The organism is Methylobacterium sp. NPDC097929, assembly GCF_049543375.1.
Taxonomy (GTDB): domain Bacteria; phylum Pseudomonadota; class Alphaproteobacteria; order Rhizobiales; family Beijerinckiaceae; genus Methylobacterium.
Window position 1 is genome coordinate 65,739 of the sequence record NZ_JBMVEP010000004.1, and the last position, 13,551, is coordinate 79,289.

The 13,551-nt window shown below is 65.5% G+C and carries 15 protein-coding genes and 1 tRNA gene; 7 read left to right on the plus strand and 9 right to left on the minus strand.

What is annotated here, in order from left to right; genetic code table 11:
* Window positions 1-117: 117 nt before the first annotated feature.
* From ACPCJR_RS12785 to ACPCJR_RS12800, 4 genes are all read left to right on the plus strand, one after another.
* Complete coding sequence (locus tag ACPCJR_RS12785) at window positions 118-2,421, plus strand: hypothetical protein (protein ID WP_391512428.1); 2,304 nt, start codon at window positions 118-120, stop codon at window positions 2,419-2,421.
* 115 nt (window positions 2,422-2,536) lie between these two features.
* Window positions 2,537-4,054: a heme biosynthesis protein HemY gene (locus ACPCJR_RS12790; protein WP_391512429.1), complete on the plus strand. Its 1,518-nt coding sequence runs from the start codon at window positions 2,537-2,539 to the stop codon at window positions 4,052-4,054.
* Window positions 4,055-4,215: 161 nt separating this feature from the next.
* Window positions 4,216-4,305: transfer RNA gene (locus ACPCJR_RS12795), tRNA-Ser, on the plus strand.
* A gap of 84 nt (window positions 4,306-4,389) precedes the next feature.
* Window positions 4,390-4,965 carry a hypothetical protein gene (locus tag ACPCJR_RS12800; RefSeq protein ID WP_391512430.1) on the plus strand — a complete coding sequence of 192 codons (576 nt, stop codon included), beginning with the start codon at window positions 4,390-4,392 and terminating at the stop codon, window positions 4,963-4,965.
* Window positions 4,966-5,018: 53 nt separating this feature from the next.
* On the opposite strand, the gene ACPCJR_RS12805 is transcribed toward ACPCJR_RS12800, so the two are convergent.
* Window positions 5,019-5,672, minus strand: a complete 654-nt coding sequence (locus ACPCJR_RS12805; protein ID WP_391512431.1) for an SOS response-associated peptidase — start codon at window positions 5,670-5,672, stop codon at window positions 5,019-5,021.
* A 20-nt stretch (window positions 5,673-5,692) separates the two neighbouring features.
* Between ACPCJR_RS12805 and ACPCJR_RS12810 the strand changes: the two genes are divergently transcribed.
* Window positions 5,693-6,421, plus strand: a complete 729-nt coding sequence (locus tag ACPCJR_RS12810; protein WP_391512432.1) for an HAD family hydrolase — start codon at window positions 5,693-5,695, stop codon at window positions 6,419-6,421.
* 261 nt (window positions 6,422-6,682) lie between these two features.
* On the opposite strand, the gene ACPCJR_RS12815 is transcribed toward ACPCJR_RS12810, so the two are convergent.
* From ACPCJR_RS12815 to ACPCJR_RS12850, 8 genes are all read right to left on the minus strand, one after another.
* Complete coding sequence (locus ACPCJR_RS12815) at window positions 6,683-7,015, minus strand: hypothetical protein (RefSeq protein ID WP_391512433.1); 333 nt, start codon at window positions 7,013-7,015, stop codon at window positions 6,683-6,685.
* Window positions 7,016-7,425: 410 nt separating this feature from the next.
* Window positions 7,426-8,319, minus strand: a complete 894-nt coding sequence (locus ACPCJR_RS12820) for a DUF6680 family protein (protein WP_391512434.1) — start codon at window positions 8,317-8,319, stop codon at window positions 7,426-7,428.
* A 217-nt stretch (window positions 8,320-8,536) separates the two neighbouring features.
* Complete coding sequence (locus ACPCJR_RS12825; protein WP_391512435.1) at window positions 8,537-8,920, minus strand: RNase H family protein; 384 nt, start codon at window positions 8,918-8,920, stop codon at window positions 8,537-8,539.
* 276 nt (window positions 8,921-9,196) lie between these two features.
* Window positions 9,197-9,898, minus strand: a complete 702-nt coding sequence (locus ACPCJR_RS12830) for a DUF3102 domain-containing protein (protein WP_391512436.1) — start codon at window positions 9,896-9,898, stop codon at window positions 9,197-9,199.
* A gap of 93 nt (window positions 9,899-9,991) precedes the next feature.
* Window positions 9,992-10,357, minus strand: a complete 366-nt coding sequence (locus ACPCJR_RS12835) for a hypothetical protein (protein WP_391512437.1) — start codon at window positions 10,355-10,357, stop codon at window positions 9,992-9,994.
* Between the two features lie 335 nt (window positions 10,358-10,692).
* Window positions 10,693-11,172 carry a hypothetical protein gene (locus ACPCJR_RS12840; RefSeq protein ID WP_391512438.1) on the minus strand — a complete coding sequence of 160 codons (480 nt, stop codon included), beginning with the start codon at window positions 11,170-11,172 and terminating at the stop codon, window positions 10,693-10,695.
* Window positions 11,173-11,204: 32 nt separating this feature from the next.
* Window positions 11,205-11,756 carry a Rha family transcriptional regulator gene (locus ACPCJR_RS12845; RefSeq protein WP_391512439.1) on the minus strand — a complete coding sequence of 184 codons (552 nt, stop codon included), beginning with the start codon at window positions 11,754-11,756 and terminating at the stop codon, window positions 11,205-11,207.
* 168 nt (window positions 11,757-11,924) lie between these two features.
* The gene (locus ACPCJR_RS12850; protein WP_391512440.1) at window positions 11,925-12,539 is read right to left on the minus strand and encodes a Rha family transcriptional regulator; all 615 of its coding nucleotides are present in this window, start codon (window positions 12,537-12,539) and stop codon (window positions 11,925-11,927) included.
* Between the two features lie 81 nt (window positions 12,540-12,620).
* Between ACPCJR_RS12850 and ACPCJR_RS12855 the strand changes: the two genes are divergently transcribed.
* Window positions 12,621-12,884, plus strand: coding sequence for a hypothetical protein (locus ACPCJR_RS12855; RefSeq protein ID WP_391512441.1), 264 nt, complete (start codon window positions 12,621-12,623; stop codon window positions 12,882-12,884).
* Window positions 12,881-13,306 (plus strand): response regulator, encoded by a 426-nt coding sequence (locus tag ACPCJR_RS12860; protein ID WP_391512442.1) that lies wholly within the window; start codon window positions 12,881-12,883, stop codon window positions 13,304-13,306. Before ACPCJR_RS12855 ends, ACPCJR_RS12860 begins: the two co-directional genes overlap by 4 nt.
* The last annotated feature ends 245 nt before the right edge of the window (window positions 13,307-13,551 follow it).

Sequence of the window (13,551 nt, forward strand, 5' to 3'; positions counted from 1 at the left end):
GGGCGTGCGACGTGTTGAAAGCCGGAATCGCGGGTCGGTTCCGACGGATGACGGCACCGGTCGGCTCTTCTATGGGAAGTGTTGCGCCGGTGCGGCGGCTGAATGGAGCGAACGCCCGTGACTTCACCCAAGGACGGCACCAGGGACGGTGCCAAGCCTACGGAGCAGGCCAAGGGGCCGGCCAAGGATCAGGCCAGGGATCAATCCAAAGACCTGAGCAGGGCGCAGTCCGGCACGTCCGATCCGAAGGCGAGTGCGACGCCGTCCGGCCCGTCGCCGTCCGCCCCCAAACCCGATTCGAGCAAGCCTGAGCCGGTCAAGTCCGAGCCCGCCAAGTCCGAGCCCGCCAAGTCCGAGCCGGTGAAGCCCGGTCCGACCGGCAGCAGCGCCCTCCCCGGAGGGAACGCGCCCGGCACCGCCGGCCGGCCGCAGGACGCCAACCCGCAGGCCAGGACGGATTCGCCGGCAAAGCCGGGCCCAACCGGCAGCAGCGCCATTCCCTCCGCGTCCGGCCCGACCTCCGGGCCCGGCAAGCCGTCCTCAGGCTCCTCCTCCGCACCCGTCTCGGGCACTGCGCCTTTGCCGGGCAGCGCCCCCCTGAAGCCGGCCGCGACCGGCAGCAGCGCCATCCCGCCGGGCAGCGCGGGGAGCAAGCCCGGCGACCCCAAGGCGAACGAGGCGAAGCCCGAGGCTCCTGCCAAGGCCGGCGCCGTCGGCAGCAGCGCGCTGAAGTCCGAGCCCCGGGCCTCCGAGGCCGCCAAAACCGATCCCGGGGCCGATTCCAAGACCGACCCCAAGACCGATCCCAAGGCCGACCCGAAGTCGGACGGGAAGCCCGAGGCCAAGCCGGGTGCCGCGCCGGGGACGACGCGGGTGACGGAAACCGCCTCGCTGACCGACGGCCCGATCCTCGACCTCAAGGCAAAGCGCCTGTCCGACGCCGGGGAGACGGCGAAGCCCGACACGAAGCCCGAGGCCGCGAAGGCCACCCCGGGGGCGCCGGGCGCGACGACGGCAGCGCCGAAGGCGGCCGCACCGGCCCGCGGAGGTGCGGGCTTCGGCACCGTGGCCGCCTCGGGACTGCTCGGCGGCCTCATCGGGGCCGGCCTGCTCTACGGCGTCACCACCTACCAGCGCGGAGCCGACCCGCGGCTGGCTGCCCTCGACCGGACCGTGGCGGGCCTCGCGACGAAGGACGCGCTCGGCGCGCTCGACAAGCGCCTCGCCGCCAACGAGCAGGCGCTGAAGGCGCTGCCCGAGTCCGTAGGCCGGGCCGAGGCCGCCGCCAAGGCGGCGACCGCCCGGGCCGACGAGGCCCTGCAGAAGGCGGGCGCGGCCCCCGCCGCCCCGGCCGCCGACGGCTCGGCTCCCGCGGCTGCGGCGCCGCCCGCCGATCTCGTCGCCCGCCTCGATGCCCTCGACCAGCGCGTCTCGGCGCTTCAGGAGGAGCCGGGCCGCGACGGCAACGCCGAGGTGAAGACGGTGCCCGGCACCGATCCGGCGGCGCTCGCCGCCCTCGACGAGCGGATCAAGACGCTCGAAGCGAACGGGGCGAAGGCGGCGGCACCGGATCTCTCGGGCAAGCTCGCCGCGCTCCAGGGCGAGGTCGAGTCCCGCAGCAAGGCCGATCAGGAGGCCGAGGCCGCCTTGGCCAAGCGCCTCGACGAGGTGCAGAAGACGCTGGAGGGCCGCGTCGCCGCCGCGAGCCAGGCGGTGCAGGAGGCGACCCAGGCCAGCAAGCAGGCGACGGAGGCCGCCCAGGGCCGGGCGGACGAGGCCGTGCGCGGCGTCGAGCGCCGGCTGCAGGAGCAGGCCGACCGGATCGCCAGCCTCGACAAGGCGCTCGATCAGAGCGCCAAGCAGGCCACGGTGCAATCCACCCTGCGGATCGTCTCCGCCGACCGGATCGTCAGCGCCCTGGAGGCCGGCCAGCCCTATCCGGAGGCGCTCGCCAGCCTGCGCACCCTCGAGGCGCCCGATTCCAAGCGCCTCGACGCGCTCACCCCCTTCGCCGACAAGGGCGCCCCGACCGCCGCGCGCCTTGCGGCGGAGTTCCGCGGCATCGCCGACAAGATCGCCGAGGCCAAGCGCGCGGCCCAGGCCAAGCAGGTGGCCGAGTCCGGCAGCGTCGGCGACCGGCTGATGAACATGGCAAGCTCCCTGGTGCAGGTGAAGCGGGCCGACGCCCCGGCCGTGGGCGGCGGGACGGCGCAGGCGGGCACCGGCTCGACGGCGCAGGTGCAGGCGGCGCTCGACCGCGGCGACCTCGCCGAGGCGGCCAAGGCCTACGCGGACCTGCCGCAGGAGGCACAGGCCCAGGGCGGGGATTTCGGCGCGCGGCTCACGGCCCGGGCCGAGGCCGGCCGCGCCGCGCAGGCCTTGCTGGCGGATGCCTTCACCGGCCTGCCCCCCGCGCGCTGACGGGCGTCCCGGCATGCCCTCGACCCTCAGGCCGCGCCCGCCGCGGCTTTCCCTCATCCCACTCTGCCCGGGCCGCGAGCGCCCGCTCCCCGTGCTTCCAAGGAGGCCCTGACCCATGTGGCGCGCCCTCGTCTTCCTGGCCCTCCTCGCCGTCGCGGCCTACGCCGCGGTGTGGATCGCCGACCATCCGGGCTCCGTGACCGTCGTCTGGAACGGCTACGAGATCGGCATGAGCCTCGCCATCGCGCTCACCGGCGTGCTGGTGGCCGCGATCGTCATCGGCCTGATCTGGGCGATCGTGACCGGCGTGATCGGCCTGCCGGCCAGCATCAGCCGCTCCACCCGCGAGCGCCGCCGCAACAAGGGTCTGGCCTCGCTCTCGCGGGGCATGATCGCGGTCGGCTCCGGCGATCCGCTCGCCGCCCGCCGCCACGCGGGCGATGCCGAGCGCCTGCTCGGCAGCCAGCCGCTGACCCTGCTCCTCAAGGCCCAGGCCGCCCAGATTTCGGGTGACCGCGACGCGGCCGAGCAGGCCTTCAAGCGCATGGCCGACGATCCCGAGACGCGGGTGCTGGGCCTGCGCGGCCTGTTCGTGGAGGCTCGCCGCCGCGAGGACGACGGCGCTGCCCGCGCCTACGCCACCGAGGCCGCCCGGCTCGCGCCCAGCGTCACCTGGGCCAACGAGGCGGTGCTGGAGGCCCAGTGCGCCGACGGCGAGTGGACGTCGGCGCAGGAGACGGTGGAGCGGCGCGCGGCGCTCGGCCTGATGGACAAGAACGCCGCTCGCCGCCAGCGGGCGGTGCTGCTGACCGCCGCCGCGCAGAGCCGCGAGGCCGGCGAGCCGGAGACGGCCACCGAGCAGGCACTCAAGGCCGTCAAGCTCGCCCCCGAACTGGTGCCGGCCGCGGTCATCGCCGGCCGCCTGCTCGCCCGGCGCAACGACCTGCGCAAGGCCGCCAAGATCATCGAGGCCGCTTGGAAGACGACGCCGCACCCGGAACTGGCCAAGGTCTATCTCAACCTGCGCAGCGGTGATTCCGCCCGCGACCGGATGGTTCGCGCCGAGACGCTGGCCAAGATCTCGTCCTGGGACCCCGAATCGCGTCTCGTCATCGCCCAGGCGGCGGCCGAGGCCAAGGAGTTCGGACGCGCCCGGGAGGCGCTGGCACCGTTGCTCGACGACCGTCCCACTGCCCGCGTCTGCCGCATGATGGCGCGGATCGAGACCGCCGAGCACGGCCCCGACAGCGGACGCGCCCGCGAATGGCTCTCCCGCGCCGCCCGCGCCCCGCGCGATCCGGCCTGGGTCGCCGACGGCGTGATCTCTGAGCGGTGGGCGCCCGTCTCGCCGGTCAGCGGCCGCCTCGACGCCTTCGTCTGGAAGACCCCGCCCGAGATCCTGGCGGGACCGGACGAGGACGAGGTCGCCGCCCCGGCCACGCCGGAACCGGCGGTTCCGGCCCGGATCGAGACCATGCCCGCCCCGGTCACGAGCGACAGCCCCGCGCCGTCGACGCCGGGTTTCCTCGAAACCGGCGCCGGCACGCCCACCGTCGCGCCGACGCCGGCGCCCGCCAACGCCCCGGCTGCTCCCGCACCGACGACCACCGAGCGGTCTCGCCGCATCGCCTGACGCCGCAGCGCCGCCCGGCCCCACCGGGCGGCGCTGCAAGCCGTGCAAACTTCGGCAAACTGCGCCTTGCCAGAAGCCGAAGCCCCGGCTACAGACCCGCCACCTGCCGCACGCGACCACGCCCCGCGCCCCAAGCGCCCGCGTCGTCCCCGGCTGGTCCCGGAGGGGTGGCCGAGTGGTTGAAGGCGCACGCCTGGAAAGTGTGTATACCGGAAACGGTATCGCGGGTTCGAATCCCGCTCCCTCCGCCAGCTATTTGCTCTAGATGAAATCCGTTACTTCTCAGCTACTTAGGTGAGGCAAGGGCGAAAGTGTCCCCCACGACGCCCCCCAGCATGTCCCCCAAGCAGCAGGCAGACGATGATGTGGATCAGAGAGCAGCACGCATTGCGAAAAATTTTGCGTTGATGATTGAGGGTGCTTGTCAGGAATTCGAAGCCTTACAAGCCATCCTCTCTCATGAAGTAACAATCGCCGGGACTACGCCATCCGCTGTCTTTGTACAGGGCACGATTGTGCGGTCCCTTACTAAAACCTTCCTATTCAATGCCGCGCGCGCCTACCGCATTTACAAGCATGGCAAGAGCGTCTTAAAATTACCACGAGAACTGCGCAAGGAGTTTGAGCAAGTTCTAGAGCCGGTTATTGCGGTTCGCGATGTGAATGAGCATGGATTTGACTCACATCAAATTCCAGGCAAAAAAAACCTGCGACCCACTCTTCATCTCCATGCAGAGTTTGACGCCGCTGTTGATGAAACTAGTATCATAGCACTCGGGCCGGAGCAGGTTCTGGTAGGACCGCTCAATATATACAATTTGTATCAAACCATTGCCCGCATGAGGACAGTTGCAGGCTTCGCTGCGCTTCGAGCTGCATCGGACAAACTGCCTCCAACGGGGCATTCCTAAGCGTCTTTTCCAGGGAAGCACCAAAATTACCATCCACCTTTGTTACTGTGCCTCTAATCCTCCCCATCGTGACGCTCGCCTCTCGCCACCTCCTTCATGAGCCCATCAGCAAGCGGACGTTGCAGCCTCAGCGCCTCTTCCGTGGGCGCCTCAAGCCACGCTCCGCACTCCTCCTTCGTCGTGAGTAGGACGGGCATTGCCTTCGGATGCACGGGGCCGACCACGCCGTTGGCCTCCGTGGTGAGGAAGGAGAACAGCCGGTGCTCCTCCTCGACCCTGTCAGGGTTCTCCTTCTTGGTCCCCCTCACACCCGTCCAGGGGCGCCAGATGCCCGCGAAGGCGAACAGCGGCCGGTCATCGTCCAGGGCGAACCAGACGGGGGTCTTGCGAGGCTTCGTATCGGCGTACTCGCTGAACGATGAGACGGGCACGAGGCAGCGGAACTCAGGCTTGAGCCACGGGCGCCAGTGCGGGCTCTTCACGTTGCGGACGTTGGTCACGGGGTGCTCCCCGTACGCCTTCGGCCCAGGGATGCCCCACCGCATCATCGTCAGTTCACGGCCCTCCTTCCCGGCCAGGACCACGGGAGCCATCTGGTCGGGGAAGATACCGGGCTTGGGAGGGAGGTTGCCGGCGCTGTCGTGGCTCACATCGAACCAGCGCCGGATTTCGTCCTGGGGTCGGTTCAGGCTGTAGAGGTTGCACATGAGGCTAGCTCGATGGTCGTGTGAGGTATGCGGACATACGCTTTGAGTTGGCCGGCATGAGCCGCGTGGGGGACTTCGAGGCCGTGATTGACGCCGTTCTCTTCGATCTGGACGAAACGCTGCTGGATCGAACCAACTCTCTGAAAGCGTTTCTTCGGGACCAGTTCGAGCGGTACGCGGGACACCTGGGTGACGTTCAGCGTGACGAGTGGTGCGCTCGCTTTCTCGTGCTGGATCGACGGGGGCACGTTCACAAGTCGGTCGTCTACCCGGCCATCCTTAGTGAGTTCGGCGGGTGGGCCGCACATGCCGAAGCGCTCCTGGCTGATTATCGCGCACGCTGTTCTCGGTTCGCCCAGCCCTTCGACGGGATGGCAGAGGCTCTAACAGCGCTGAGGGCTTGGGGGCTCTCGCTCGGCATCGTGACGAATGGTGAGACGGCGTTTCAATCGAGGCACATCGAAGCGCTCGAACTCGACCGGCTGGTTGATGCCGTCCTCATCTCGGAGCGAGAGGGGCTACGGAAGCCTGACGCGGCGCTCTTCCTCCGGGCGGCGAAGGTCTGCCAGACGGAGACATCGCGATGCCTGTTCGTTGGTGACAACCCCGTCGCTGACGTTCTCGGCGCTCACGCAGTTGGCATGAAGACGGCGTGGTTCCGGGGCAGCGCTCAGTGGCCGGAAGGGGCCGCCTCGAACCCAGGGCCCAGCATCGACCACCTGTCGGAGGTTTTGAGGTTGGTGAACTGATTTCCGCAGGCCCCGTTGATCCCCCGGAGGTCGCACCATGAAGAACCCCGCACTCAGCCTACGGCTTACGTCCGTCAACGGGACGCTCAGGCGGTGGTGAGGTCACGGGGCCAACGCGATGCGTCGCCAGCAACGTGCGGCGCTCACGGAGATGTTGAAGCCCGCTCCGGGCACGCTGAGCAAGCCGAAGCGGAGAACCCGGCGGCGCAGGACGACGGCCAAGCGGAAGGCGCTCTGAGGGCGGCGGAGTTTTCGGCACAGCTACGCCTTCCCTCCCTGGACCATCCGGAGCTTCATCAGCCCAGGCGGCATGTCCGGGGGCTGCGGGCTGGCAGCTTCGAGGTCGGGGAAGTGCGCCTTGCACTTCGGGACGTACTGGCTCTTGGCCCTGGGGTGGCGCTCATCGAGCCACGGACAATCGAAAGCGATGCGCCGAAGCACGTCCTCCAGCGGGGTCTCAGGGCCAAGCCGAGCGGCCAGCCGGGCGAGCCGATAGCTGCCCGTGCGGTTCGGACAATGCGGGCACGCCACGCGCACGATGACGTAGGGATAGGCCGCGAGGCAGGGGACGTCAGGTCGGATGGGCGGGCGCATGACGATGCTACCGCACGGCGTCGTGAAGGGCCGCCCGCACGTAGCCACGGGAGATGAGCCTGTCCTGGCGTAGCGTGCGGCGTTCAGCTTCGCAGAGGTCGGCAAGGGCGTCCGCGATGGCGGCGTAGAGAGCGGCCTCAGCGTCACCGTGAGCGGTCACGAGGTAGGCCCGTGCGATGTCCTCAACGGCGCCACTACGAGGGGCAGGCAACGGCGCGTTCGGAAGAGCGTCTTGGCGCATACCCTTCGTGTCCCCCAACTAGAACGAAGGGAGAACACGTAGCAGGCGGGAGGGTTCGGTCAAGGCACGCGAGGCAGCTTCATCGAGCGCGATCCGCTACAGTTTCTCACCTAACAATATCACATTACTCGGGAAGAACGGTCTCTGCACGACATAGGTTAGAACGCTTCTAGCTCAGCTTTACAAAAGTGGCAATTATTGTTCTGCCAAATATTATCATTTGATGAACTCGTCCTCCAGCAAAATCCAAAGGCAAATCCATGAATATCGGGGTGTCATTGACAGGTCGCGAAAGGTATTCAGAAGTGACACTTTCTTCACTTGATGAAATAATTTTAGCTTCAGCGCGAAGGCGACCCTCAAGGACTGCATATACCCCCTTATAAATATTTCCGAATAAATCACATCCCCGTATCGTACCATCAATCAGTTCAAATAGGACAAACCCCGTATCTTTGTGTTCATCGACAGAGCGCATGATATATCTTCCACTAACATCTTGCGGTATTGGCGCGCTGACCGGCCCTGTGCCTATCTTGCCTGAAGCCGCACCTCTCTCAGCGGTCGCATTTCTAAGATCCCTGAGCTTCACCTGTCTCTCAAGAATGGCGACCTCTTGTTCTTCAACCAGCCAATCAGGTGAGTAGACACGCTCAATATCAAACCTATCGACGGAGTACCCCAAGTCTCTTGCAATCGCCGCTTGTAAATCAATCAACTTCTGGCTCCTCAACTCATTTCCTATAGACGTGTCGAAGAATGCAGGTTTTGAAATCATACCGTGGTACTCTCGCCAGATCTGCCTGATTTCCTCGTTGTCGTGGAAGGCAACATCAATGGCGTTGAGGGCCCTAATCGTTTCACGGGAGTGAAACAAGTTTCTATTTTCGACCAGAAGCCCGAATATATTAAGTTTGGTTTGTCGCTTTTGATCCTCAAGCTGGCTTCGTCTTGCCAAGCGCCAACCAAGATACGGCGCCGCCAGCGCAAGAGCTGCCGCAACCGTAGCTATCAGCACATTAGACGCGGCGATATAATCTGCCCACTTCCATGTCTCAGTCACGATTCGATCCATGACGTCTCAATCTTGAAATCCGATACGCCTTAAATATGATAATACACGGCGCCAGGATATGAAAATCGCAGCGCGAATTATCCTCAAAAACCTTTTTGAGCCGTCTGATTGTCCGCTGGGTGGGTGGATTGGTGAGGAGTTGGGGGTTGGCGCCTGACGTTTGGTGCGCCGATGGCACAATAACCTCCTCCTTTTCTTCCCGTTCCTAAGCCGTCCTCCAAGTCACCTTCCGGTGCTTCTTCACCGCCTCAACAAGCGCCTGCCAAAGGTCCACGTTCTCGACGCGCTTGCCGCCCGCCTTACGCCAGCGGTTCGCCTGCCAGCCGGGAAGCCACTCGTTCATACTGCGGACCACGTACTCGCTGCCGATCATCGTGAGGCAGGCCCCGGCCTCCACGTGGAGGAGCCCCTTCAAAGCGGCCATCAGCTCCATCCGCGTGTTGGTGGTGCCTTCCGCTCTGCCTCGCAACGTGCGCTGTTTGTCCGTTGCCGGCTCCCATTGATGGGCCGTCCAGGTTCCCGGTCCTGGGTTTCCCTGGGTCTTCCCGGCGAACGTGACGGTGATCTCTCGCGGGGTCTCTTCGGTCATCGGTTCATTCCATGCGTAAGGGATGGGCGGAGCCCCCGCGAAGGGGCCCCGTCCAGGTGATTGAGAGGGTCGTGATGATGGTGATGGGCGGCCCGGAGAGACCCGCGCGCGCTCAGTAGGAGGACCGCGGCTTATGCTCGGGGAGAGGGTTGAGCGAGCCGCCGAACGTGGCCGGCAGCGCTACATTTGAGGAAAACGATAGGTACGGGGGCGGAAGAGGACGCGGCCCTTTTCCTCGGGTGGCGCCTAATAGGGCGCCGTATGGGTGGCGGGTATTCAGACGCCCTCGACGATGAGTGTCAGTTCCACGGCGGTTGAAAGAAGCTCGGCCTTCGTCATCCGTGTAAATTCCGCGGTCAGCTCCGCCCGCCGCTGAACGATTCTCTCGATCCGGGCTTCACACTCAGCCAACCGAGCGTCCGCAGCTCTCATGGCTTCCTCAAGCGCGTCGCTGGCGGCCTGTCCGGCGCTCTTCGCGCGGTCCGGGCACATGGCCTTCGACCGCTCCAGAAGGGCCTCCACGGTCATCCCGCGGTCCTCCGCGATGGAGGCCAGCTTGGCAGACGCAACCGCCGTCTCGGCGCCCACGCCGCGCTCCGCCCGGCCGTTGATCTTGAGGACCCGCTCCGCGTCCTCAGGGTCGAGTGCAGGGAACGTGACCGGGGCCGTGGGGCGAGGCTTGGCGTGGGCTTCGAGGAAGGCGACGAGCCCGCCGTCAAAAGTCTCAAGGTTGAGATTTTTACCGCGCTTGGCGACTTGCATGTAACGCGCCGCGCTTTGGTAGGAGCACCGACAGTTGGCTTCGACCCACGCCTTGAACTCGCCGTGGCGCACCTTGCCCTTCGCGGCCAGGAGAGCGTCCCCCGCCCGCTTCGCTTCGAGGAGCATTCCGCGGGCGTGGAAGGTGACTTGGCGGTGCGCGTCGTTGATCTCCCCAGCAAGGAACGGGAGGTCGAGGACCAGCTCAATCGCAGACATGGCAGAACGCCCCAAACTTGATAGCGCCCCCGGCCTCACACGAGGCGCGACCGGGGATTTCTTCGGGTGGCGGGTATTGCGTCCGCGTCCTGCTCAAGCTGCCTTTAGGCGGGCCTGCTCCTCCAATTCACGGAACATCAGAAGGCCCCGCATCGCCGCGGCAAGTTCCCCGGCGCCGTCAAGAATGTCGAGCGACTCGGGTTTGGTCTGCGCCTCCTTCGCGGCCCGGTATCGTCGGTTCGCAGGGCCCCAATCGATGCTGACGTGATGCCGCCCTAGCCATACCTCTAAGCTGCCGAATTCGTGCCAAACCCAATCAAACCACTGCCGCCCGCAGGTTCCGTCGCCTACTTTGTAAAGAATGTCGATCAGGTATCCCGTAGTTAGGCTGAAATGCCCCCAGCCGACGCTCACATCCACATCAAAGCCCTTGCCGAAAATCTCGACAGCGAGTCTCATCGTATAGCCCCATGTGGCGCTTATTCCCCGCGCCGAAGTGCTTGAGCACCTTGCTTAGCGGTTTTTGCATAATCAAAGCAAAATGGAGATGCAATGCACGAATAGAAGTTTTTAGTTCCTGTACAGGGAATGTCCCTAATGCGGGAATATTTACTAGAGAGGTGACAGCAACTTGAGTAGTAAGGACAAGTTGTCGCACAGGGAGTTGATCCTACTTCGACCGCCTCAGGGGCAGTGCCGGCGACCATCGGCTTGCCGGCGGGGAGGGCTAAGTCCGTTCGACGGACGTAGCGTTTCTCATCGTCTGCAAGACGAGCGTAGGCGCGAACTGAGCTTCATCCCCACAACTCCCCATCCTCCGGCATCTCCAGGCCCCGGCCAGTGACCGTGATGCGGGGCCTCGCCCACTTCCCGCCCTTCATCCTCCGAGACGCTTCGACCTTCCTCGCCTGCTCTACCTTCCACTCGTCTATCACCTCCACACGGGCCTCCCTCTCTGCCCGTAGGATGTGCTCGTTCGCAGCCGACCGCGGGACACGGGCGTGGGTCGCATCAAGGCACAGGTTCAGCTCCGCAACGGCATCAGGCGGGGCCGGTCCAAGCTCCTCCAGGTGATGGGAGATTTGGCTCCAGAGCCCGTGCATGAGGCGGCGCTCGAATTTCGCCTTCACGTAGGCCGGCTTGTCCACAGTATCGCGCGCCTTCCGCGCCGCATCAGCGAGAGAACCGAGGTGCCACTCAAGGGCCTCCTGGGCTACCGCCGCCGTGAACTCGTCAATAATGATGGGTGGAAGCTTTCGACTGTGGAAGAGCACCGGCTGTTCTCGTCAGGAAGGACAGATACGTCCTACCAGCGAAGCTTTGCCGCGGACAATTCGCTATATGTCACATTGTCTTGGCGGGTTGTTTGTGGATTAGTGAATATGCCCACCGCGGCGGCCGGCTTAAGGGCCTCCGTCTCCGCCTGTGCGGCGATACGAAGGGTCCGCTCTTGCTCCTTAGCGGCCAGTGCGAGGCGCTCACCCTCGAAGCGTTCCGCCCAGGCCCGTGCGGCGGCGGCAGGGTCGGTGAAGTCCGGGAGCGCAGGTGTGGCGACCTGGGCCTCCAGCTCCGCCCAGCGGTCCACGATGGCCGCGCGGAGGGGCACGGAGTAGCCGGACACAAGGATGAGGCACTCCCGCTTGGGGAGGTTGAAGCAGGGGTTCCGCTTCCCATTCGATGCCACGTAGTAGCCTTCAAATTTGAGGGCTATTTCATCGCGCGAAAAACCCAGCTCTTCCAGCATGTTGCGTATGTCCCGCATCACGTTGAAGTGCTCCTTGCCGGTCCGCTCGTGAATTTCCAGGCTCGACATGGTGGGGGCGGTGGCCGCGAGGGCGGCGGAGAGGGCGTGGGTCATGGGTGGTCCTTTCAGCGGCCCGCCGGGCTCGCGTTCGGACAACGCAAATCCGCTCCATCCTCCTTTGCGGACATCGGCTGAAAATTGAGCCGATCTCAGGTGCCGTCCACCCCACCGCGGGGTTTGCGCGCGCCGAACGCAAACCCTCGAACGCCTTCAATTCCGCGGTTAGCGGCCCGGCCGGTAGAGCGAGTAGTCCGGCTCGCCGCCGTCTTGGCCCAACCCCGCCACCGCATGAACAGCGGACATCGCAACGAAGCCATAGAAGGCACACGCCCCCCACTCGTCGCGGTGCTTGAAGTAGCGGTAGAGGCTGACAGACACCCCCACCACGAGCGCCAACACCCTGAACGCCATGCGGCCCCTCCCGGTGGTCGAAGCGGAGCATTGCGGGCGGGCGACGTCAATTAGCTTTGCGGTACGGACACGGAGATAGGCGAGCTTGAAGGTGAATGCGGTGGGCCCGGACCAGCCCATCACGAGGAGCGCGAAGCCGTCCCGGTTCATGTTGAAGAGGCGCACGTCCCGCCCCGTCACGGTCGGATGCTTTTCGCTAACCTCTTGAAATTCCACACGACGCAAATCTGCGTCATGGCTTAGAAGGTGGTCGATGTCTCGGAGAACGTCCGCGTGCCTTTTCCCAAAGTGAACCGCGAGGTCCCGGCTACTGACTCTCGGGATTCCTCCGTCGAGCACGAACGGGAGGCCGTGACTGATTCCCCGTGAGCCCCACCATCCAAATCTGGATCGTGGGGCTGCCGGCCGCCTTGGGGGTGCGACCACCGGAACGCATCGTCCCGCCCCCTGTTCTCTCGCTGAGATTGCGCGCTCACAGCCGCGCTAACGCGAGTGTGCGCTCCCACGATGCCGGACAAGCTCAAGAGAACCCTGCTGGGCGCGGTCATCGCCGTGGCCCTCGCCGCTGCTGTCTCCTATGGGCTCATCAGTCAGCAGACCGCAGACAAGCTCCAGACCGAGGCCAACCAGACCCTCAACGAGGGGCAGCCGGGAGCCCAGCCGCAACAGCAACCGACCCCGCAGACAAACGCCCCGCAGAGCCCGGACGCGCAGACCCAGACCCAGCCCGCACCCGACCAGCCGAACGCCAACACCACGCAGGGCCGATGAACATGGATATGGTCGGAGGTGGCGCCCCTAAGCCTGTCGCGGTGGTCGTGGATGATGATTTCCTCGTCCGCATGGATGTCGCCACCACCCTCGAAGATGCCGGTTTCGACACGCTCGAAGCCTGTGACGGCGACAAGGCCATCGCCCTTCTAGCAGACGTCTACGAGCGAGTGGAATTGCTATTCACGGACGTCCAGATGCCGGGCAGTCGAGACGGCCTTGCCCTGGCCCGTGAGGTGTCTCGACGGTGGCCGGACATTGGCATCGTAGTCGCGTCAGGGACCAAGCGTCCGGGGCCGGATGAGTTGCCCGAGGGTGCTACGTTCATCGGCAAGCCATTCAGCGCGGAGACCGTCCACGAGCACCTCTGCAAGGTGCTACCCCAAGAGCGCCGGCCGGAACTGCTCCGCAACCGGCCCTAGCGCGGGGAACCCGTCCCGGCGCTCAAAGGCGAACTGGGCGCGGGCCCAAAGTGCGCCATGAACCTGAGGCCGTCCCAAAGGTCGATCCCGGCGCCCCGCTTCATCGTCGCGGCGAGTAAAAGCGCTTCGTCATCGCTGCGAGCCGCTAACGGCCCGCTCGCCAACACCCTGCCGTCATCGGTCAGCGTGATTGCGCGGTAGGCAGTTGGCTCCTCAGTTGCGATGGGAGGATGCACGACAAGAGA

Coding starts and splice junctions, on each gene's coding strand:
- ACPCJR_RS12790 (WP_391512429.1), top strand. CDS start 2,537: ATGTGGCGCGCCCTCGTCTTCCTGGCCCTCCTCGCCGTCGCGGCCTAC.
- ACPCJR_RS12800 (WP_391512430.1), top strand. CDS start 4,390: ATGTCCCCCAAGCAGCAGGCAGACGATGATGTGGATCAGAGAGCAGCA.
- ACPCJR_RS12805 (WP_391512431.1), bottom strand. CDS start 5,672: ATGTGCAACCTCTACAGCCTGAACCGACCCCAGGACGAAATCCGGCGC.
- ACPCJR_RS12815 (WP_391512433.1), bottom strand. CDS start 7,015: ATGCGCCCGCCCATCCGACCTGACGTCCCCTGCCTCGCGGCCTATCCC.
- ACPCJR_RS12825 (WP_391512435.1), bottom strand. CDS start 8,920: ATGACCGAAGAGACCCCGCGAGAGATCACCGTCACGTTCGCCGGGAAG.
- ACPCJR_RS12830 (WP_391512436.1), bottom strand. CDS start 9,898: ATGTCTGCGATTGAGCTGGTCCTCGACCTCCCGTTCCTTGCTGGGGAG.
- ACPCJR_RS12835 (WP_391512437.1), bottom strand. CDS start 10,357: ATGAGACTCGCTGTCGAGATTTTCGGCAAGGGCTTTGATGTGGATGTG.
- ACPCJR_RS12845 (WP_391512439.1), bottom strand. CDS start 11,756: ATGACCCACGCCCTCTCCGCCGCCCTCGCGGCCACCGCCCCCACCATG.
- ACPCJR_RS12855 (WP_391512441.1), top strand. CDS start 12,621: ATGCCGGACAAGCTCAAGAGAACCCTGCTGGGCGCGGTCATCGCCGTG.
- ACPCJR_RS12860 (WP_391512442.1), top strand. CDS start 12,881: ATGAACATGGATATGGTCGGAGGTGGCGCCCCTAAGCCTGTCGCGGTG.